Origin of the sequence: Thermosynechococcus sp., from assembly GCF_046299655.1 — a bacterium.
Lineage (GTDB): Bacteria > Cyanobacteriota > Cyanobacteriia > Thermosynechococcales > Thermosynechococcaceae > Thermosynechococcus.
The window spans coordinates 76,324-97,340 of the sequence record NZ_JBKBHZ010000009.1; the positions used below are offsets into that span (position 1 = coordinate 76,324).

The 21,017-nt window shown below is 52.3% G+C and carries 20 protein-coding genes and 1 riboswitch; of the genes, 12 read left to right on the forward strand and 8 right to left on the reverse strand.

The features are described from left to right. Positions 1–141 precede the first annotated feature (141 nt). From ACK4HN_RS07810 to ACK4HN_RS07820, 3 genes are all read left to right on the forward strand, one after another. Positions 142–1,443 carry a valine--pyruvate transaminase gene (locus ACK4HN_RS07810; RefSeq protein WP_409868991.1) on the forward strand — a complete coding sequence of 434 codons (1,302 nt, stop codon included), beginning with the start codon at positions 142–144 and terminating at the stop codon, positions 1,441–1,443. A gap of 256 nt (positions 1,444–1,699) precedes the next feature. After that, positions 1,700–2,980: a glutamyl-tRNA reductase gene (locus ACK4HN_RS07815; protein WP_409868992.1), complete on the forward strand. Its 1,281-nt coding sequence runs from the start codon at positions 1,700–1,702 to the stop codon at positions 2,978–2,980. A 5-nt stretch (positions 2,981–2,985) separates the two neighbouring features. Beyond that, the gene (locus ACK4HN_RS07820) at positions 2,986–3,360 is read left to right on the forward strand and encodes a YraN family protein (protein ID WP_409853682.1); all 375 of its coding nucleotides are present in this window, start codon (positions 2,986–2,988) and stop codon (positions 3,358–3,360) included. 6 nt (positions 3,361–3,366) lie between these two features. Here the strand turns inward: ACK4HN_RS07820 and ACK4HN_RS07825 are convergent, their stop codons facing one another. The 5 genes from ACK4HN_RS07825 to queC all read right to left on the reverse strand — a co-directional run bounded on the left by ACK4HN_RS07825 (position 3,367) and on the right by queC (position 8,352). Beyond that, positions 3,367–4,797 carry a mechanosensitive ion channel domain-containing protein gene (locus ACK4HN_RS07825; protein WP_409877445.1) on the reverse strand — a complete coding sequence of 477 codons (1,431 nt, stop codon included), beginning with the start codon at positions 4,795–4,797 and terminating at the stop codon, positions 3,367–3,369. Between the two features lie 132 nt (positions 4,798–4,929). After that, positions 4,930–5,229 (reverse strand): TMEM165/GDT1 family protein, encoded by a 300-nt coding sequence (locus tag ACK4HN_RS07830; protein WP_409872876.1) that lies wholly within the window; start codon positions 5,227–5,229, stop codon positions 4,930–4,932. 10 nt (positions 5,230–5,239) lie between these two features. After that, positions 5,240–5,404 (reverse strand): hypothetical protein, encoded by a 165-nt coding sequence (locus ACK4HN_RS07835; RefSeq protein WP_409853552.1) that lies wholly within the window; start codon positions 5,402–5,404, stop codon positions 5,240–5,242. Positions 5,405–5,609: 205 nt separating this feature from the next. Further along, complete coding sequence (gene dnaK / locus ACK4HN_RS07840; RefSeq protein ID WP_409868995.1) at positions 5,610–7,526, reverse strand: molecular chaperone DnaK; 1,917 nt, start codon at positions 7,524–7,526, stop codon at positions 5,610–5,612. 124 nt (positions 7,527–7,650) lie between these two features. Then, positions 7,651–8,352: a 7-cyano-7-deazaguanine synthase QueC gene (queC, locus tag ACK4HN_RS07845; RefSeq protein WP_409868996.1), complete on the reverse strand. Its 702-nt coding sequence runs from the start codon at positions 8,350–8,352 to the stop codon at positions 7,651–7,653. A 143-nt stretch (positions 8,353–8,495) separates the two neighbouring features. Here queC and ACK4HN_RS07850 point away from each other — a divergent pair, with 143 nt between their 5' ends. The 3 genes from ACK4HN_RS07850 to ACK4HN_RS07860 are packed head-to-tail and all read left to right on the forward strand — an operon-like array spanning position 8,496 to position 10,620. Beyond that, positions 8,496–9,533 (forward strand): Gfo/Idh/MocA family oxidoreductase, encoded by a 1,038-nt coding sequence (locus ACK4HN_RS07850; protein ID WP_409868997.1) that lies wholly within the window; start codon positions 8,496–8,498, stop codon positions 9,531–9,533. Positions 9,534–9,593: 60 nt separating this feature from the next. Then, positions 9,594–10,031, forward strand: a complete 438-nt coding sequence (locus tag ACK4HN_RS07855; RefSeq protein WP_409868998.1) for a hypothetical protein — start codon at positions 9,594–9,596, stop codon at positions 10,029–10,031. A gap of 1 nt (position 10,032) precedes the next feature. Beyond that, positions 10,033–10,620 (forward strand): 4'-phosphopantetheinyl transferase family protein, encoded by a 588-nt coding sequence (locus tag ACK4HN_RS07860; RefSeq protein WP_409868999.1) that lies wholly within the window; start codon positions 10,033–10,035, stop codon positions 10,618–10,620. A gap of 59 nt (positions 10,621–10,679) precedes the next feature. Here the strand turns inward: ACK4HN_RS07860 and ribBA are convergent, their stop codons facing one another. Next, the gene (ribBA, locus tag ACK4HN_RS07865; RefSeq protein WP_409869012.1) at positions 10,680–12,323 is read right to left on the reverse strand and encodes a bifunctional 3,4-dihydroxy-2-butanone-4-phosphate synthase/GTP cyclohydrolase II; all 1,644 of its coding nucleotides are present in this window, start codon (positions 12,321–12,323) and stop codon (positions 10,680–10,682) included. 208 nt (positions 12,324–12,531) lie between these two features. After that, a riboswitch (cobalamin riboswitch) is annotated at positions 12,532–12,677 on the forward strand. A 535-nt stretch (positions 12,678–13,212) separates the two neighbouring features. On the opposite strand from ribBA, the gene metE reads away from it, so the two are divergent. The 3 genes from metE (at position 13,213) to ACK4HN_RS07880 (ending at position 17,096) form a co-directional block, all read left to right on the forward strand. Next, a complete protein-coding gene (metE, locus tag ACK4HN_RS07870; RefSeq protein ID WP_409869000.1) occupies positions 13,213–15,495 on the forward strand; it encodes a 5-methyltetrahydropteroyltriglutamate--homocysteine S-methyltransferase in 2,283 nt (760 codons plus the stop codon). 58 nt (positions 15,496–15,553) lie between these two features. Further along, positions 15,554–16,030 (forward strand): hypothetical protein, encoded by a 477-nt coding sequence (locus ACK4HN_RS07875; protein WP_409869001.1) that lies wholly within the window; start codon positions 15,554–15,556, stop codon positions 16,028–16,030. A gap of 79 nt (positions 16,031–16,109) precedes the next feature. After that, entirely contained in the window at positions 16,110–17,096 is a 987-nt protein-coding gene (locus tag ACK4HN_RS07880) for a methyltransferase domain-containing protein (RefSeq protein WP_409869002.1), read from the forward strand. Here the strand turns inward: ACK4HN_RS07880 and ACK4HN_RS07885 are convergent. Then, positions 17,081–17,716 carry a YqiA/YcfP family alpha/beta fold hydrolase gene (locus ACK4HN_RS07885; protein ID WP_409852334.1) on the reverse strand — a complete coding sequence of 212 codons (636 nt, stop codon included), beginning with the start codon at positions 17,714–17,716 and terminating at the stop codon, positions 17,081–17,083. The two genes, ACK4HN_RS07880 and ACK4HN_RS07885, sit on opposite strands and share 16 nt — an antisense overlap. A 358-nt stretch (positions 17,717–18,074) precedes the next feature. On the opposite strand from ACK4HN_RS07885, the gene ACK4HN_RS07890 reads away from it, so the two are divergent. Both ACK4HN_RS07890 and ACK4HN_RS07895 read left to right on the forward strand, forming a co-directional pair. Continuing rightward, a complete protein-coding gene (locus ACK4HN_RS07890) occupies positions 18,075–18,494 on the forward strand; it encodes a photosystem I reaction center subunit II PsaD (RefSeq protein WP_298976338.1) in 420 nt (139 codons plus the stop codon). Positions 18,495–18,634: 140 nt separating this feature from the next. Then, positions 18,635–18,943 (forward strand): DUF3181 family protein, encoded by a 309-nt coding sequence (locus ACK4HN_RS07895; RefSeq protein ID WP_409869003.1) that lies wholly within the window; start codon positions 18,635–18,637, stop codon positions 18,941–18,943. Here the strand turns inward: ACK4HN_RS07895 and acsF are convergent. Beyond that, positions 18,940–20,004, reverse strand: coding sequence for a magnesium-protoporphyrin IX monomethyl ester (oxidative) cyclase (gene acsF / locus ACK4HN_RS07900; RefSeq protein ID WP_409877447.1), 1,065 nt, complete (start codon positions 20,002–20,004; stop codon positions 18,940–18,942). The genes ACK4HN_RS07895 and acsF overlap by 4 nt on opposite strands. 273 nt (positions 20,005–20,277) lie before the next feature. On the opposite strand from acsF, the gene ACK4HN_RS07905 reads away from it, so the two are divergent. Beyond that, a complete protein-coding gene (locus ACK4HN_RS07905; RefSeq protein ID WP_409869005.1) occupies positions 20,278–21,003 on the forward strand; it encodes a heme oxygenase (biliverdin-producing) in 726 nt (241 codons plus the stop codon). Positions 21,004–21,017: the final 14 nt, after the last annotated feature.

The window sequence follows — 21,017 nt, forward strand, 5'->3', positions numbered from 1 at the left end:
CCTTTACAGTTCTTGCCCTATTCTAACGTTATGTTACAGTGGCCCACCAAACAGCAGTATTGACCGTGTCTATTGATTCCATCTGTCCCTCAATAGAAGCGCAGATGCTATCCTAACCAATACTGTCTATGTCCTTTGCCTATGAATCCTGCACTCTCCCAGATTGGCCAGCAAATGTCCCAACTGACGGGAGTTCGGGCAATTATGAAGGATATTATCGAGACACTGCGCCTGAATCGTGGTCAAGACCTGATTAATCTGAGTGCAGGTAACCCCCTCATTATTCCAGAGGTGGAACAACTGTGGCGCGACTGTACCCACGAGCTAATGGCCAGCCCAGAATTTGGCCAAGTGGTCTGCCGCTACGGCACAAGCCAAGGGTATGAACCCCTAATTGCTGCCGTTGTCGATGATTTTAATCGTCGCTATGGTTTGAACCTGACGGAGCGCAATGTCTTGGTCACCCCCGGCAGTCAGGCCATCTACTTCTTTGCTGCTAATGCTTTTGGGGGCTTGAGCGCCAACGGTGAATTAAAGAAAGTCGTTCTCCCCTTGAGTCCAGAATATACGGGCTACGGCGGCGTCAGCCTCAGTCCCAATACTGTGGTTGCCTATCGTCCCCGCCTTGAGATTTTTGAAGCGGATCACACCTTTAAGTATCGTCCCGACTTTCAACAATTGCACATTGATGAGACGACGGGATGCGTCATTTTCTCGCGCCCCTGCAATCCCACGGGAAATGTGCTCACGGATGTGGAGGTGCGGCAAATTGCGGATCTGGCAGTGCCCTATGGGGTTCCTGTGCTCATTGATGCCGCCTATGGTCCCCCCTATCCCAGTTTGAACTTTACGGAACTGGCACCTGTTTTTGGCGGCAATATCGTCCACTGCCTCAGCCTCTCCAAGGCGGGACTGCCAGGGGAACGGGTGGGGATTGCCATTGGCGATCGCGAGATTTTGAGTGTCCTTGAAGCCTTTCAAACCAATGCCTGTATTCATGCCTCGCGCTATGGTCAGGCGATCGCGGCATTAGCCATTGCCAATGGTGCCCTAGCTGAAGTCTCTGTGAATGTCATTCGTCCCTTCTATCAGCGCAAGTTTACCGTTCTCGAAGAAACCCTACGCACTGCCTTGCCCAATGATATTCCTTGGTTTTTGCATCGCGGGGAGGGGGCGATTTTCGCGTGGCTGTGGCTACGGGATTTACCCATGACCGATTGGGAATTGTATCAACACCTGAAGCGAGCAGGGGTGATTGTCGTTCCTGGCAGTTCCTTTTTCCCCGGCTTGACCGAGCCGTGGCGCCACAAACAGGAGTGCTTGCGCATTAGTCTTACCGCCAGTGATGAGGACATTGTCCTAGGCATGCAGCAACTGGCCGCCACCATTACCCAAGTCTATCAAGAATCCCCTAGCCGCTCCTATTCCGATGTCCTTGCCTAAAGTTGGGGAGCCGCCAAACAGCGATTTGTTAGATAGGCCTCGGCAGATTTTCTGGAGTTCCCACCTATAGGGTTTTGAAGAGGGCGGCAGCAACAACCTGACCGGCAGGCTAATCCCAAGGAAACAAGCACTGACGGGAGTGCGACTCTTGGGGCAGCGGGAGCCTTTGGTAAAGACTTGCAAACAAGCGTGAAGGAGGCTCAAGAATCTTGATACAACAATTGATGGAGTTGCAGCCGAACGTCAACCGATTCCTATGAATATTGCTGTCATTGGCTTGAGTCACAAAACCGCCCCTGTGGATGTGCGCGAAAAATTGAGTGTGCCAGAGGATGTACGGGAGCGGGCACTGCAACATCTGTGTGGCTACGCCCATATTCAGGAAGCGACCATCCTTAGCACCTGTAACCGCTTAGAAATTTACATTGTTACGAGTGACACTGAGGTGGGCGTGCGGGAAGTGCATCAGTTTCTCAGTGAATGGAGTCACATTCCCCTGCCCCAACTGCGTCCCTACCTCTTTATCCTGTTGCATCAGGATGCGGTGATGCACCTCATGCGGGTGGCCTCGGGTCTAGATAGCTTGGTGATTGGCGAAGGACAAATTCTCTCCCAGGTGAAACGCTGTCATCAGTTGGGTCAGCAGTACAAGTCCATTGGTTCGATTCTCAATCGTGTCTTTACAGCAGCGATCGCTGCCGGTAAACGGGTACGCACCGAAACCAGTATTGGGACGGGAGCGGTCTCCATTAGTTCAGCGGCGGTGGAACTCGCCGACCTGCGGCTGCAAAATCTCCAGAACTGCCGCATTGCTGTTGTCGGGGCGGGTAAAATGTCCCGCTTGGTAGTGCAACACCTGATTGCCCGTGGAGTCAAGGAAATCAGCATTATCAACCGCTCCCTGGAACGGGCACAGGAACTGGCGCAGCAATTTCCCGAGGTCCGCTTTGAACTCTTTACGATGACGGATTTACTGCCGATTGTGGCCGCAGTGGATTTGGTCTTTACGGGCACAGCAGCCACACAACCCCTCTTGGATCGTGAGAATTTAGGCTCCGTCCTCACGGGCGATCGCCCCCTGTCCATCATTGATATTTCCGTGCCCCGCAACGTCCATGCGAATGTGACAGAATTGGCCTCTGTGCAACTGTTTAATGTGGATGATCTCGAAGCCGTCGTTGCTCAAAACCAAGAGGCACGACGCCAATTGGCTCAAGAGGCGGAGGGCATCCTTGAGGAAGAATTAGACACCTTCTTGGCTTGGTGGCACGCCCTAGAAACAATTCCCACCATCCGCAGTCTGCGCCAAAAAATGGAAGCGATTCGTACACAAGAACTGGAAAAAGCTCTCTCCCGCCTAGGCAGTGAGTTTGGCGAAAAACATCAAGGGGTTATTGAAGCGATGACGCGCACGATTATCAACAAGATTCTTCATGATCCCACCGTGCAACTACAATCGCAACGGGATTTAGAGAGTCGCCAGCGCGCGATGCAGACCCTTCAAGACTTGTTTAATCTCGAACCCATTGAGGCCTAGGGTCGATGCGTCAGGTGGGCAATCGCGGGGAAGCCGTGGTTGTCGTGTGGCTACAAACCCAGCAGTGTCAAGTTTTGGCTCAGAACTGGGCTTGCCCTTGGGGTGAGCTAGATATTATCGCCTGTGATCTGCAAGGAGTGGTGCGCTTTGTCGAAGTAAAAACCCGCCGTTCCCGCAACTGGGATAGTGATGGCCTCGGCGCCATTTCCCCTAGCAAGCAACGCAAACTCATTTTGGCCGCTCAAGCCTTCCTAGAACGTCAGCCCCAGTGGCAGGATCATCCCTGTCGCTTTGATGTCGCCTTGGTGCGATACCAAGCAGGTGCCTATCGGCTGCATCAATACTTGGAAAACGCATTTAGTCTTGATTCAACCGATTGAGCACGTTTACCAACTCAGGAGTTTTTGCAGGCGATCGCGAATCCAGTGGATGGGCCGACTTTGCTCCGCCTCTTGGTGACTCAGTTGCTGAAGCTCCTGTTGATGTTGCGCCAGCACATCTTGACGACGGGCGATCGCCACCGCAATATCATCAGCAAGGGAAGGGTGTTCTTTGAGCAACTGTTCAAATCCCTCCCGTGGCAGGACAAACAAGACCGTCTCCGTCATTGCCATCATTGTTGTTGGACAGGCCACCCCCAGCATCAGCGGTAGCTCGCCAAAGTGCTCCCCTGCCTTAAAGGTCAGCATTGGTTTGAGTTCGCCACTCTCCTCATAGACTGCGGCCATCTGCCCTTGCAAGACAATGTAGAAGTTATTGATTGGCTCTTGGGCACGAAACAAAATTTCCTGCGCTCTCAAATGCTTGCGGTAGCCCGCCTCAATGAGAAAACGCAATTGCAGATCATTCATGCATTGAAAATAGCTTACCTGCTGTAGTAGCGACTTTAGGGAAGGAGTTGCCGGCGCCAAGGGCATCCCCACCGTTTGCTCTGGTTCGTCGGCGGTAGGAAAGAGTGCCCCTGCATTGCGAATCCAGATATCCCGCTGCGGAAAAGGAATTGAGATATTGTGCTGTCGAAAATAGTAATCAATCTTGAAATTAAGACTGCTTTTGATAAATACGCGCCGCTCAATGGCATCCGTCCATACCCAGAGTTCAAACTTAAGGGCAGAATCACCAAATTCACGGAAGATTACCCGAGGGGCTGGCTCCTTGAGGACATCTGGCTCAGAATGGGCAATATTCAACAAAACCTCTGTAACTAACACTGGGTCTGTGCCATAGGCCACCCCAATGGGAATATCAATGCGACCGCGATGGGTTTGATAGTACCAATTCAGCACCGGACTATCAGCAAGGTAGGTATTGGGCACCACGACATTTGAACCGTTAAAGGTTTGAATGACTGTGGCTCGCATTGACACTTCTTGAACATAGCCACTGATGTTTTCAATTTCCACAAAATCACCGACACGCACTTTGCGCTCAATGAGCAGGGTGAGACCACTGATGAGATTGCGGGTGACATCCTGCAAACCAAAACCAATCCCTACCCCCAAGCCACCAATAATCACCGCTAGGGAATCGAGATTAATCCCCACTGCTTGCAGAACAATAATGTAGCCCAGTGCTCCGCTAGCACCACTGACAACGGTGGAAATGGCTTCGCGGTTACCTAAATCCAAACCCAAGCGGGGTAGGAGTTGATTTTTCAGCACCCCCTTGAAAAACCGTGCCAAGACAGCTACAAGGATGAGCAACAGCACCACTTGAAACAGCCAACGCAGGGAAATGGTTTCCCGCCCAAGGCGAAACAAAGGTGCATCCACAATATTGATAAAGGATGACCACAGCTCAATAAATTGAGATGGCATTCTCCACAGTCTCCTCAGGGGTTCACCCACTTAGACAGTGCCTAAGATAATCAGCGTGCCCAAGCCAACCCCCTCACTTTAGCAGGGGAGAACGTGCTTGCTCCATCGTCTAAATCACAATTGTCTGGGTCATTAAAGGCTTGGGTGCAGCATGTCCCACAATAGCCAAAGGGCGATCGCTAGGAGACTAGTGCCCGTCAGTGTTTGTAATCGCTGTTCTGAGAGATACTGTGACAACCAGCGACCAATCAATACCCCAATCAAACTAGTCGTCACTAAGGCTAAAGCGGCTCCAAAGAATACGAGCCAAGGAGAAGCAGCGCGGGCAGCCATGAAAAACACAGCAATTTGAGTTTTATCGGCAAATTCAGCCAAAAAAACGGTTAAAAACGCAACCCCAAACTCTCGCCATGGCAACGCGCGCTTAATCACCGATTGCCCTCTAGGCGTCCGTCATTTCCTCAACCGTTTCGGTGGTTTTCGTCTCTGGGCGATTCTCCGTATTTAGGCGGCGGTTGTAGCGACCCGAAGAACGCTTGCGAAACTTACGAGCATAGGCTTGGTTACGAAGAGCTTTTTCTTTCTTGGGATTGCGGCGTTTGGCCATGCTTACCTCAGTGGTAGGGGTGGTCTCAGCATTCAGCAAAAACTAAAACAAGAATTCTATCGTATCGGAATTTCTCTTTTAGCACAAGAAGCCGCCAGCGAAAAACCACCGAGCATACCACAGCCAAAGAAATGAGAAACCCCCTAAGCCTTGACCTAGGGGGAGGAAGAGTCTTGTTCTGGCAGACAGTTGCCAATGGGCGGCGCTATTTCGTTTCCGAAAACTCAGCGTCAATCACTTCGTCACCACCGCCACTGCTACTGCTGCCGCTGGCGCCAGTCCCATCACTGGACTGAGGACTTTGATAGACACTGGAGCCGACGCTGTAGAGGGTTTGTTGCAAATCCTGCATCAGGGATTTCACCCGCTCAAAGTCAATGGACTCAATGGGTTTCTTCTGAGCTTCAGTGCCGATTTCCGAGCGCAAGTTGGCAATGAGGGAGGTGAGGCGGTCTTTATCACTGGTGGAGACCTTATCCCCCAACTCGTTCAACTGTTTCTCGGCTTGATAGCAGAGCTGCTCTGCTTGGTTCTTAGTCTCGATTTTCTCGCGTTTGGCTTTGTCGGCAGCAGCGTTCATTTCTGCTTCGCGCACCATGCGCTCCACTTCCTCTTTGGGCAGTGTTGAGGCGCCGGTGATGCTGATGGACTGCTGTTTGCCCGTGCCTTTGTCGCGAGCAGTTACGTTCAGGATACCGTTGGCATCAATATCAAATGTCACTTCGATTTGGGGAACGCCACGGGGTGCTGGAGGAATACCGTCCAAACGGAAGGTACCGAGGCTCTTGTTGTCGGCAGCCATTTCCCGCTCCCCTTGCAGGACGTGGATCTCCACATTGGTTTGACCGTCAACCGCAGTAGAGAAAATCTCGGATTTTTTCGTCGGGATCGTGGTGTTGCGGGGAATGATTTTCGTCATCACACCGCCAAGGGTTTCCACCCCCAAGGACAGAGGTGTGACATCGAGGAGGAGAATGTCTTTCACTTCCCCCGCCAGCACCCCTGCTTGAATGGCAGCACCGACCGCCACGACTTCATCGGGGTTCACACTTTGGTTGGGTTCTTTGCCCAGCAACCGTTTAACCAATTCTTGGATGGCAGGAATGCGGGTGGAACCTCCTACCAGTACCACCTCATCAATCTGCTCTTTAGTGAGTTTGGCATCCTTGAGGGCTTGCTCAACGGGAACGCGGCAACGATCAATGAGGTCAGAGCAGAGTTCCTCAAATTTGGCGCGGGTAAGGGTCATGTCGAGGTGCTTCGGACCATCCTGCGTTGCAGTGATAAAGGGCAGGTTGATTTCCGTTTGCATGACGCTGGAAAGTTCAATTTTGGCTTTTTCTGCCGCTTCCGTGAGTCGTTGCAGCGCCTGTTTGTCTTTGCGCAGGTCAATGCCCTCTTGGGCACGGAAGGACTCGGCTAAGTAATCTACGATTTTCTTGTCGAAGTCGTCACCGCCAAGGTGGGTGTCCCCGGAGGTGGCGAGTACTTCAAAGACACCATCACCCACTTCAAGGATGGACACGTCAAAGGTACCCCCACCCAGGTCAAAGACAAGGATGGTTTCATTGGCTTTTTTATCTAGACCATAGGCCAAGGAGGCGGCGGTGGGTTCGTTGATAATCCGCAGCACTTCGAGACCGGCAATTTTGCCGGCGTCTTTGGTGGCTTGGCGCTGCGAGTCGTTGAAGTAGGCAGGCACGGTAATCACCGCTTGGGTGACTTCCTCGCCAAGGTATTTGCTGGCATCCTCTTTCAGTTTGCGCAGGACTTGAGCAGAAATTTCTTCGGGGGCAAACTGTTTGCCAAGGGCGGGGCAATCCAGCTTGACGTTGCCATTGAGGTTCAAAACTTTGTAGGAGACCTCGGTGGCTTCGTGGGTCACCTCATCAAAGCGGCGGCCAATAAAGCGCTTCACAGAATAGAAGGTATTTTCGGGGTTCATCACGGCTTGCCGTTTGGCAATTTGACCCACGAGGCGATCGCCATTCTTGGTGTAGGCAACAACGGAGGGCGTTGTCCGAAACCCTTCAGCATTGGCAATAACCGTGGGCTTGCCCCCTTCCATGACGGCCACACAGGAGTTGGTGGTTCCCAGATCAATTCCGACAACTTTTGCCATAGCGACGAAAACTCCCTTTGCAGGCTAACTTTGATGCGGGGCACAGCACCCATAGTGGGCTTAACCCTCTCTTTCTCTATAGTGCGATCGCTCCTGTGGTGAGCAAAAGGGGGATTTACCGAACCTAGAGCGGGGGGTGAACCGCGTAGGGCAAGGGATCCTCTAAACCTAATTCGGCAAAGGCGGCCAAACGCAACCGACAGGCATCACAGCGACCACAGGCCTGTTCGCCATCGCTATAGCAAGACCATGTCTTTTCCCAAGGCACGCCGTACTCATTGCCCAGACGAATGATGTCTTTTTTGTGAAGTTCAATGAGGGGGGTGACGATTTCAATGGGCTGGCCTTCACGTCCCTGCTTGGTACCTAAGCGATAGACCTCCTGCATGGCAGCAATATAGTCAGGGCGACAGTCGGGATAGCCAGAGTAATCAAGGGCATTGACGCCAATATGAACGGTTTGCGCCCCTCGGGCTTCAGCATAAGCAAGGGCAATACTCAAGAAAATCGTATTGCGGGCGGGGACATAGGTGATAGGAATCTCTTGGCTCATGGTGGCCAGATCGCGATCGCGGGGCAGGTCAATGGTTGAGTCTGTCAATGCCGAGCCACCCCACAGCCGCAAATTCAAGGGAACGATTTGATGCTGAATCACCCCGGCGATGCTGGCAATGGCGATCGCTGCTTCTAATTCCCGCCGATGGCGCTGGCCATAGTCAAAGGAGAGGGCATAGCAGGCATAGCCCAGCGCTTTAGCACGAAATAACACGGTGCTGGAGTCTAAGCCCCCTGAAAGCAACACAACGGCCTTTTGTGTCGTCATCATACCTGTCTATCAAAAACTTTACATTTGGTAATGCTGTGGTAGCATCTTTCTAAAAATGTTCATTCTGTGAGTTTTTACTTACGGCGGGCGATCGCCAACACCAAGCCTTTCCCCGGTTGCGTAGAGGAGTGAAATAACTAGACATGAGTTCTGCCGTCGTCCGTCCCCAGCCCGAGCCACTGCGCATTGGCGTCATCGGTGTTGGCAACATGGGTCAGCACCACACCCGTGTTTTGAGTTTACTCAAAGATGTCGAACTTGTGGGCATCTCTGACGTGAATCTGGAGCGGGGCATTGATACCGCCAGCAAATATCGGGTGAAATTCTTTGAAAACTATGTGGACTTGCTGCCCCACGTTGAGGCGGTGTGTATTGCCGTGCCCACCCGTCTCCACCATGAAGTGGGCATTACCTGCTTGCGCCACGGGGTGCATGTCTTGGTGGAAAAACCCATTGCCGCCAGTATTAGCGAAGCAGAATCCCTAGTCAACGCAGCAGCAGAGTGCCAATGCATCCTCCAAGTGGGGCATATTGAGCGATTTAACCCTGCGTTTCAAGAACTGAGTAAAGTCCTGCGCACGGAGGAAATCCTTGCTCTTGAAGCCGATCGCATGAGTCCTTACTCGGATCGCGCCAATGATGTCTCGGTGGTTCTCGACTTAATGATCCACGACATTGACCTGTTACTAGAACTCACCAATTCCCCTGTGGTGCGCCTAACGGCCGCAGGCAGTCGCTCCGCCCATTCTGGATACCTCGACTATGTAACTGCCACCTTGGGCTTTGCCAACGGCATTATTGCTACCCTCACCGCCAGTAAAGTGACCCACCGCAAGCAACGGCGCATTGCCGCCCACTGCAAAAACTCTCTCACAGAGGCGGATTTTCTCAAAAACGAGATTCTCATTCACCGCAAAACTACTGCCTCATGCAGTACCGATCACGGCCAAGTCCTCTACCGCCAAGACGGCCTAATTGAGAAGGTCTATACTAGCAACATTGAACCGCTCCATGCAGAATTAGAGCACTTCGTCAACTGTGTCCGTGGCGGTCAACCCCCCTCGGTGGGTGGGGAGCAGGCCCTCAAAGCGTTGCGCTTGGCTAGTCTCATTGAACAGTTAGCCCTTGATGGCCATGGTTGGGGACAGTTGGATGCCTCCTTAGCCGCATTGATTCGTTAGCACGTATCACCCTCGCTGCCTTGCGCTAGGGTAGTAAGTACAGTAGCGAGGGTGGTGTCAATGATGGAGTTGGAAGGCTGTGCCTTTTTGGCCGCCCAAGCCAAGGTGAAATCCTATCTCGCCCATTGGTTTCAGTTGGGCAAGCGACTTTGTATTTGGGGTGGAGAGCATACTATACTGCCGCAACCTGTTCTTCAGGGCGATCGCTACAGTCAAGCCTTTGAAGCCTGCTGGGCCTATGTGATCTCCGGTCAAGCGGGAGACTGTTTCCTCCAAGACACGACAGAGACGATTACTCAACTCCTCAGCGACTGTTGGGACATTACCCCCTGTGCCCGCTGCCAAATGCCGGTGCCCCTACCCTGTCATGGGTTGCCCCCGGTGCACTGTCCTTGTGCAAGTCTGCCCAACTGGCCAAATTTTGATTTACCGCTGCCCCACAGTCCAATTAATCCGCGTACTCACCTATTGTCGCTAAAAAAACGCCTCAGCCCTTAGTGTGCGGCACACCTCCTTACCCCCAGTTATTGCCCCTCAATGGCAGACACCTCCCCCCGATCTCACCTTAGATTCCCATGGGCTGCATCTTTGGTGGTTAACGCTTTCCCCAGATGTCCCCCGTGAGGTTATCCTGCGTACCTATTTGCGGCGCTATCAGCCGAATCTTGGCGAGAAGCCTCTACCGCGTACCGCTGGGGGGAAGCCCTATTTGGATGCCATGGAATTTAACTGGAGCCATAGTGGCAACTTAGCGGTGTTGGCCGTGAGTGGCAGGGCGGCGGTGGGTGTCGATGTGGAGATTTTGCGCCCCTGTCCTCAGCGTCTAGCCATTAGTCGGCGGTTTTTTGCGACTGCTCTGCAACAAAGGGTACTGAAGGGGGGCGATCGCTCGTTTCTACAGGCTTGGACATACTATGAAGCGTGGCTCAAGGCTCAGGGGATCGGGGTATGGCAGCGGACAGCAGCTCAGCCTTTAGAACATTGGGCAGCCAGTTTCCCCGTGGGCGATCGCGCCATTGCCAGTGTTGTTGTGCTAGCACCAACGCCGCCGCAGTGTTTCTTTTTTCGGCCAGAAGTAGTGGGATAAGTGAATGTTCACCCTTGATCAAATGACAACGTAAACGTTCCAAGATACTCATTCAGGCTTTAACCTGCTACTGCTGACCATGAATAGATAAGGTGGGGCTGCCACTCGCTGGGAGGCTGTTGGGTGTAGGCTTGGCGATCAAGATCCATGGGTAGGTTGAGCATTGGATCGCTGCCCGTGGCCACAAGAAATTCAAATCCCTTCAGCATTGGCCATTGGCAAAATTGCCGCAGCAGGGTTTGCACTGCAAGCACATAGGGGTGTTCCGGCTGCTGATACCAGTGGCGATCAGCCACATGAGGTTGGTCAAAGCCAAAGTGAACAATCAGGTCAGGATGCCCAAAGATCGCCTGAGCAACCGGCCGCGCTTCTTCGCGCACTAGCAAATGGACACCTGCGGCCAGATGACGTAGTTTTTCCAGCCGCTCATAGCGATCGCCCGCATTGAGGGGCGACTCCTGCCAGCGAAAGGCCACTGTGATTAGGTAAGTTTGCAGCAGCAGATGCCCCAGTTTCTCCGCCTTGGTTGTGAGGTAGGGGGTATTGTAGGGGGTGGCTTCAATCAATAGGGGCACCCGATCCACCACTTCGAGGCCATAGCCCTTAAGCCCAGCAATTTTACGGGGATTATTCGTAATCAGGCGAATTTGCTTTACCCCCAAGTCATTCAGGATTTGTGCCCCGACACCATAGTCACGGAGATCTGCGGGAAACCCTAACTTCTCATTGGCTTCCACGGTGTCAAAGCCCAGGTCTTGGAGGGAATAGGCGCGCAGTTTATTCACTAGGCCAATCCCCCGTCCCTCCTGACGCAGATAGACCAAGATGCCTCGACCCGCAGTATTGATCATTTTTAGGGCCGCTTGCAGTTGCATTCGACAATCGCAGCGCAAGGACCCCAAGGCATCGCCCGTCAAGCATTCAGAATGGACGCGCACCAAAACGGGTTGCTCGCTAAACGTGGCGGGATCCCCTTTAACCATGGCGACATGCTCCGACTGATCGAGGGCATTGCGATAGCCATAGATTTGAAATTCACCGAACTCCGTCGGTAGCTTGGCCACAGCTTCGCGGCGCACAAAACGCTCATGCTGGAGACGATAGCTAATGAGATCGGCAATGCTAATAATTTTCAGTTGGTGGGTGCGGGCATATTCCATGAGTTGGGGCAGCCGCGACATGGTACCGTCGGGATTTTGAATCTCACAGATGACCCCCGCTGGGTAGAGACCTGCCAATCGTGTTAGATCCACTGCGGCTTCGGTATGGCCGGCGCGCTTGAGAACCCCTCCGGGGCGCGATCGCAGGGGAAAGACATGGCCAGGGCGCCGCAAATCTTGGGGGCGGGTGGTGGGGTCAATAAGGGCTTGAATGGTGCGGGCACGGTCTTCAGCCGAAATACCCGTCGTCACGCCCCACCGCGGACCAGCATCCACACTCACCGTAAAGGCAGTTTGATTACTATCGGTATTCGTTGTCACCATTAAGGGCAATTCCAATTCATCGAGGCGATCGCCCTCCATGGCAACGCAAATCAGTCCCCGTCCATGAACTGCCATGAAGTTAATCATGGCGGGGGTAACTCGCTCGGCGGCACCAATGAGATCCCCCTCATTCTCGCGATTTTCGTCATCCACCACCACAATCACTTCGCCCCGCCGCAGGGCATCCAACGCTGCTTCAATGGAGTCAAACACAGGCACGTCCGCCAAGGCAGTTACTTCCAAAACTCTTAAGGGTTCTTAATTACTAAGTTACAGCGTTTTTCACGTGGATTGGGTGCCACCACATCCTACCAAATTTTTATAAGATTCTGTTTTTGTAACAAGGAATGCTCTTGTCTTAGCTTTTATCGTTTTCCTTCAGATGTTTTGCGCTAACTCATTCATTCCCTTAGTTGCTTATGGTAAGATCCTTGCATTATCATCTGGTTTTGCTAGGGGTCAGCTAGCAAACGTAAGGGGGAAAGTTCGGTGCAAATCCGACGCTGTCCCGCAACTGTGATGAAGGCAGGGGCCTTCTCAGCCAGGATGCCCGCCAGAGGACTGCTGTTCTATTCATCTGCGAGGTACGGATGATGCTGTGTCAGGCTTGCTCTTTGCTGGAAATTATCTGTCCTAGGCCACGACTTCTGCAAAAGTTCAGAAGGCCAGTGCAGTGAGTTTTCTAAAAAAGAAACAAGTCAGTCTGCCTGAGAACCTTTTTAGGGGGTGTACGTCGCCCTGCACCGAAAAGTTAGTGTCTCTTTGCAGGAGAGTTTGAACTTTTTTAGCAGGTTTACCCCCTAAGAAAGAGGCTTTATTCTCCCTATGGCAGCGACATAACCTTTTTTAGGAGATGGGATGCACGAGGAGATTTGGCTTCTCCTTTTACAGCGGCTTTCATCATTTTGCGAGTCTCCCATGGCTGCAAAAAAGGCCGTGACTGCTTCTAGGCATTTTTACACTGCTCTTGAGTCCTCAAGTTGTTCTCATTAATTCATTGAGACTGCTTGAGAGGGGAAGTCACCGCTAGCTATCTGACTCAAAGGACAGTTGTACTTTTCTACTGTTTGTTAACTTCAACTCTATTTCGAGATTCAAAGGATCACCAATGACAGCACAAGCTTCTGTGTCTAAACTGCAATCCCACCTACCAACGGCAACCATTGGCTATCCACGCATTGGCAAAAATCGAGAATTGAAAAAGGCGCTTGAAGCCTATTGGCAGGGCAAACTTGAGCCAGCAACACTTTTGACAACGGCTCAAGAGATCGCTAGAAGCAACTGGAATAGCCAAGTGGCGGCTGGAATTGACGAAATCGGGGTCGGTGACATGAGCTTGTACGATCCCATGCTCGACTGGTCTGTGCGCCTTGGTATTGTGCCCGATCGCTTTAGTCATTTGCACGGGTTAGAGCGCTACTTTGCTATGGCGCGGGGGCAAGAAGGAGTTCCTGCTTTGGAAATGACAAAGTGGTTTGATACAAACTACCACTATTTGGTGCCTGAGGTGGGCGATCGATGGCAGGAGGCTGATTTCAGCGATTTCTTGGAACAGGTGCAACAAGCACAACAGGAGATAGGCGATCGTGCAATTCCCATTGTCATTGGTCCAGGGACATTCCTGCGGTTAAGTCGGCTGCTTGTCAATCAAGAGGTTGTTGCGGATCGTTTGGCTGAGCGTTATGCTACTTTACTCAACCACCTCAAAGACCTCGGTGTCAAAGGTGTGCAGCTTCACGAACCCGCTCTTGTTCTTGGTGATGCCCCTCAATTTCAACCCCTATATCAACGCCTATACCAACAGCTCACTCAAGTGGGTTTGCCCCTGCACTTGGTGACCTACTTTGATGACTTGGGGGAAGCCTATCCTTGGGCAGTTCAGTTACCCGTTGCCAGCATCAGTCTTGACTTTACCCGAGGTCGCAATCTGGAATTGCTAAAGGAGCATGGGTTCCCTGAGGACAAAATTTTGGGCGTTGGTCTTATTGATGCCCGCAATGTGTGGGCGATTCAGCCTAACACTGTTTTAGACAAACTGCAAGCAATCCGAGCGATCGCCCCGCAGATTAAACTCCAGCCCTCTGCTTCTTTGCAATTTGTGCCCTACGATGTTCGTCGGGAAGTCAAGCTTCCCGAACCACTGCGCAATGTTCTCAGTTTTGCCGAACAAAAGTTAGCAGAACTTCAATTACTCAAAGCGTATTGGGAAGGGGATACAACTAGCCATACTCGCATTCAGGAGCTAGAGGCTCACTGGCGTGCCTTCCAAGGGTTTAGCCCTGCCAACCCCAAGGTGCAAGCTCAACTGAAAAGCCTAACGCCCCAAGATTTTGAGCGTCCAGCCCCCTATAGCGATCGCCAAAAATACCAGGTGCAATTGCCCCCTCTGCCAACCACAACCATTGGCTCATTTCCACAAACCCTTGAGATTCGGCAACTGCGGGTTAAACTCAAACGAGGTGAAATCACTCAAGCGGAATACGAAGCAGCAATTGACGCCGAAATTGCCAAGTGTATTCGTTGCCAAGAAGAGGCTGGCCTTGATGTCCTCGTTCACGGTGAATTTGAACGTACTGACATGGTGGAATTTTTTGGCCAGCAGTTGTGCGGTTTTGCCTTCACTGAGCATGGCTGGGTACAAAGCTACGGTAGCCGTTGTGTGCGACCTCCCATTATTTACGGCGATATTGAGCGGCCTCAACCGATGACATTACGGGAATTCAAAGTGGCTCAGTCCCTGACTCAAAAACCTGTCAAAGGAATGCTTACAGGCCCTGTGACCATGCTCAACTGGTCATTTCCCCGCAGTGACATTCCCCGCAGTGAACAGGCGTTCCAAATTGCCCTTGCCCTGCGTCAGGAGGTAGCTGATCTTGAAGCCGCAGGTGCCAAGATCATCCAAATTGATGAACCCGCCCTGCGTGAAGGCCTACCCTTGAAGCCGGAACGCTGGTCAGAATACTTGACATGGGCAGTGGATGCTTTTCGCCTCGCTGCCGGGGTTGCCCAAGCGGCCACCCAAATTCATACCCACATGTGCTATTCCGAGTTTGGCGACATTATCGACCACATCCAACGCCTTGATGCCGATGTTCTCTCGATCGAAAATAGCCGCAGCAATAACGAAACACTCTTTGAAATTACTGATGCGGGATATTCGCATCAAGTTGGCAATGGGGTTTATGATGTCCACAGCCCCGCTGTTCCCAGCGTTGAGCAAATCGTTGCCCAACTCAAAACAGGCTTGGCCCATTTACCCATTGAGCAAATTTGGGTGAATCCTGACTGTGGCCTCAAAACTCGCCGTTGGGAAGAGGTGATCCCAGCCCTCAAGAATATGGTGGCTGCTTCAAAAAAATTACGCGCTGAGCTGCAACAGCAGTCCTCCTGAGCCGTTGGGCATGCCCCTGCTCCCTAGTGGGGGCAAAGTTTTCCTTGGCAACGACTAAATGAGTCAGTCTCCGCAATCTATGGAATTAACCGAGTGGCAGGATCAGTGGATTGCCGCAAATTTACTGAGCTTGGGCTATAACGCTTGGGTAGGCTATCTCAGTGCGGGTGCCGGTGTGGTGGTGTGCACTACGAATACCCCCCAAGTTGGCGTTACTGGGGAAACCTTTTCTGCCCACTATGTGCCTCGGCAACGCTTAGCCCCCTTCCTTAATGCTTGGTTGGCGGTACCAGATACTGTGATTCTGCACCATCACTTTATGAGTGCCCACATTCTAGAGGCGGCTGACTCCTATGACCCACAACGGGAGTGCTTGTTGCTCTTGGAGTCGGGACAACAGGTGACGTTCTTTTACTTGAAAAACTTACCTGTACCACCACCTGCCGCTTATCAGTACCTCTGTCGCTACTGGGAAGAAGTCAAACCGCAAAGACAGGTCTCTCCTGAGGAGTCAGTGGGGGGCGATCGCCCCTAACAGTTCTGCTTTTACTGTCTTGTCGAACAACCAGAAACCTTGTCATCCTAGATAGTGATCCACACACCCAGCTTTCTCCATGTTGCATCTATTCCTGCTACTACTTGCTGCCGCTGTGGCCTTAGCCCTCTTGGGGACAGCGCTTTATCTGCTCTTTCCTCGGAAGTATGAGTCTGCCCGCTCTGTTGCCGAGTCCTATGATAACTGGACCAAGGATGGCATTTTGGAATTTTATTGGGGTGAGCATATTCACCTTGGCCACTATGGTTCGCCCCCTCGTCCCAAGGACTTTCGCCAAGCGAAGGTAGATTTTGTCCATGAGATGGTGCGTTGGGCTGGTCTTGATCGCCTGCCGCCGGGGACAACAGTATTGGATGTGGGTTGTGGCATTGGCGGCAGCAGCCGCATCTTGGCGCGCGATTACGGTTTCCATGTGACTGGAATTACGATTAGCCCCGAACAAGTACGGCGGGCGCAGGAACTCACTCCCCCAGATCTCAATGTGCAGTTTCAGGTGGATGATGCTCTAGCCCTGTCATTTCCAGACGCAAGTTTTGACGTGGTTTGGTCTATTGAAGCTGGTCCCCACATGCCGGATAAGCAACAGTTTGCCAAGGAATTGTTGCGGGTACTCAAGCCGGGGGGAATTCTGGTGGTTGCCGATTGGAACCAGCGGGACGATCGCCAGCGTCCCTTGAGCTTCTGGGAGCGACTAATCATGCGGCAACTCTTGGATCAATGGTCGCACCCTGCTTTTGCTAGTATTGAAGGCTTTACGGAAGCCCTTGCCGCAACCGGTTTAGTGGCTGGAGAGGTGATCACTGCCGACTGGACCCAAGAAACGCTCCCCTCGTGGTTAGATTCAATTTGGCAGGGCATTGTGCGGCCAGAGGGGCTAATCCGCTTTGGCCTACCGGGGCTAGTGAAATCTTTGCGGGAAGTACCCACTTTCCTGCTGATGCGGATTGCCTTTGGGACGGGACTGTGCCGCTTTGGCATGTTTCGCGCCGTGCGAGCAGAAATTCCTGCGGTCTCCTTGAACTCAGCCTCTCAAGTTAATTGCTGATAGATGATGGGATACATCATGCCCCAAATGGCCGGCTGTACCTCCTTGAGGGCGTGATCACTATCCAATTCCACCCGACTCACCCAAGGGCGGCCTTCACAGTAGCGGCGACTGGCTGCGATGGGAATCACCTCATCCTGAAGGCCATGGAAAATGAGGGTCGGCACAGGCCGCTGAAGCTGGCGATCATCATAGGCCAGTAAATCCTTGGCAAAGTCGTAGCTCAAGGGCAGCAGGCGTTCTTCGGTGTAGTGATAGACTTCTAAAACCCCTGTTTCTTGCCAGCGAGGGTATTCATCTCCTAAACGCGGCAGCCAATGGCTGGCGAACTCAAAGGCAGGGGCAAGGAGAAACAGTTGCACCACTTGGGGATGTTTTTCAGCGAGCCAAGCGGCCGTTAGACCACCAAAACTAGAGCCAATTATCGTCACGGGTTCTGCTGGGGAGAGCAGTGCTGCTACCTGTTGAATTTGGCGCGTGAGGGTCAAGTGAAAAAAATCCCCCTGATTGAGATCAGGGATGAGTAGCGGTTGACCGAGTTCCTCAAAGCGATCGCGAAAGTACTGCGCTTTAGCAGAGCGCGGCGACGAAGCAAATCCATGCAGGTAGAGATATTGCATTGCTCAATCATCCCCTGTGAGGAGCGGACATATTTTTGTTGCATTTTGTCAATAATCTAAACAAATTAGCCCTTTAGCCATAGGTTTTTCAAGGGTGATCATTGGCAATCATTCAGAATCAGGATCAAATCGCCCAATCACGATGAGTCATCGTGAACGAACTGTTACAGTTTCTCACAACTCGCATCAACACCGCGACTTCAATGCTACGATGCCGTTGAATCTGGCTATAGCGCTTGACGAGGGCGCCAGCCCTTTTCCCAAGGATTGCATCCCCTGCAGGAATCCCATAGCTAAGAAAAGGGTTGTAACTAGCCGATCTTAAGGATAAAAACGTGAGAGATTGAGGATCGAACGCATGACAACACTCACTGGGCAACCTCCGCTCTATGGTGGCAGCACCGGCGGCCTCCTCAGCAAAGCGGATACAGAAGAGAAATACGCCATCACTTGGACCAGCCCCAAAGAGCAAGTTTTTGAAATGCCGACGGCTGGGGCTGCTGTGATGCGTGAAGGGGAAAATCTCGTTTACCTTGCCCGCAAGGAGCAGTGCCTTGCCCTCGCTACCCAACAACTGCGTCCCCGCAAAATTAATGACTATAAAATCTATCGCATTTTCCCCGATGGCGAAACGGTGTTGATCCATCCCAAGGATGGCGTTTTCCCTGAGAAAGTGAACCAAGGGCGGGAAGCCGTCAACAGTGTACCGCGCTCCATTGGCCAGAATCCCAACCCCTCTCAACTCAAGTTCACGGGCAAAAAGCCCTACGATCCATAGGTTGGCTCTGAACAGCCTCTTGAGTGCCCCCCTATGGACCAGCCATGGGGGGATTTTTAGCTATGATTGAGCAGGCCTTCCAGACTGTCCTATTTGACCGCTGTGCCTGATGATAAGGAAGACAGAGTCAGGTGATGCCTATGAGTCGTACCCCCTTAATTGAACGCCTTGCAGCGGAAATCGGCCGTGACATTTATATTGATGTCGCCAAATGGCATCTCTACCTTGGGGATGCAAAGCTGGCAGCCCCCCTTGCTGAGGCCTTCTTGCCCCTTTTGGAACAGGGGGAGATTAATTCGGCGCAAGTCACTCGCGTCTTGCAGGAGGTTGCCGTTCTCCTTGGCGGCGGTCAGCAGTCCCTTTCCCTCGATCGCCTGATTCCGAAGGCCAATCAAGCGCTGCTGCTCGAACTGCTCAACCGCTTTCGCCAAGAGGAGCTAGAGACTTAACGCACGGTGCCCCATTCCTGTTGGGCATTGACGGGAGGCAACAGATAAATCCGCAGGAGATGACCCGCGATCGCCAACTGGTGAGGCAGCTTCCGCAAGGCCTTCAGCCACTTCGGTTGAGTGCTGGCTTCAATAGCTTGCAATTTCTCGCTGATTTCAACACAGCGTTGCAGACGGGGGTAAAACTCGGGGTGATCGACATTGAGCACCACCGAGAAGGTGCGCGCCGCTGTTTCATTGGTTTTGGCAATCACCTTGCGATCGAATTCCGTGGCATCGAGGCCAAGGGCTTCATAGAATTTGGCACGTTCATGCACCGTCAGCGTATGGGTAGCAAACACCGTCAGCAGGAAAAAGCGCATCCATAGTTTGGCGCCCCAGCCCTGAAGCAATTGGGGTTGGGAGTGGATCAAGGCCTTGAAAATATCGCCGTGGCGGTTCTCGTCTTGGCACCAACTCTCAAAGTAGTTAAAGAGGGGATAGAAGGAATGTTCGGGGTGCTTTTGCAGGTGACGGTAGATGATGATGTAGCGCCAATAGCCAATCTTCTCCGAGAGATAGACGGTGTAGAGTACCCAGGGCAGCGGGAAAAAGGTGTAGGTACGCGCCTTGGAGAGATAGCCCAAGTCCATAGCATGGCCAAAATCCATCATCGCCTTGTTGAGAAACCCCGCGTGCCGCGCTTCATCCCGTGCCATCAGGTGAAAGATTTCCGCCAAAAGGGGGTTGCGATTCTTGAGCTTGCGCGAGAGTTCCTTAAAGAGCAGAAACCCTGAAAACTCAGAGACACAGGAACGCTCAAGGTAGTCAATAAAGGCTTTGCGGGTCTCTGCATCCAAGGTGTCCCATGTGCCTTTGAAGGAGTCGTCGCGGACAAAGTGATGGCGGTTGTAGTCTGCCCGCATTTCCGCCAACATTGCTTCGAGTTGTTCCTGCTGGCGGCTGAGGTCAAGTTTTGCTGCCTGTTCAAAATCTGTTGTGTAAAAACGCGGCGTTAAAAGGTTTTCGCGAATAGTTTTAACCGTCTGAGTTGAATCGGGATTGGGGGCGATCGCCACCATAAGCCTTTCACTCCTATAGAACTAAACCTATGCAAGGCATACCGTTTTACTATACTATATCCCTCAGGACGGTCAAGAACCACCTTGACGATTTTGCAAAAGTAGGCAGTTTTGTTATGTTTTTTAAATTTTCACTTGACAGCCATATGGTTAAAAAGTAATACTCACCTGTAGTTTGCCCCTCTTCCCCTATTCAGCCCACGGCCATTCTCCGTTGGCAGGATGACTTTTTTCAAAAAAGATTGCTAAAAACTGATTTCAGGAGTTACAGGTATGACAGTGCTGTCCCTTGCGCTGCGCGAAGGAACTGCTGAGGCTCACACCTTAGCTGAACACACCGCCTTCATGAAATGTTTTGTCCGCGGGTTAATTACCCCAAGTCTTTTCCGCCAATTTCTGGCCAACCTCTACTTCGTTTACACCGCTCTTGAGGCAGCCTTGGCCAATACTGAAAGCATGCGGCCAATCTACTTCCCCGAACTCAACCGCAGTGGTCAACTGGCCGAAGATTTGGCCTTCTACTACGGCGACAATTGGCGCGATCAGATTACCCCCCTCACGGCTACCCGTGTTTACCTCAGTCGTATTCATGATCTAGCCCAGAGTGATCCTCTGTTGCTCATTGCCCATTCCTACACCCGCTATATGGGTGATCTCTCTGGGGGACAAGCCCTGAGTAAAATTGTCCGTTCGCAGTTAGCGCTTCCCGAAGGCGAAGGCACCGCCTTTTATGAGTTTCCAGCCCTGCCGACCCCGGAAGATAAGAAAGCCTTTAAGCAGCGGTATCGGGAAACCTTGGATAGTCTTGGCCTCGACGAAGACGCGATCGCCCGCATTGTCAAGGAAGCCAACTTTGCTTTTGCCCTCAACTGTAATCTCATGCACGCCCTTGAGCCTGAGTTAAAAGCTACCCTTGGCGACGCGGTTTGGCAATCGGTGGTCATCGAGAACCAGCCCAGTCGGCGGGAGCACCCCCGTCCTGCAGCCGTTGCCGTCTAAGGCCCACTGTTGAT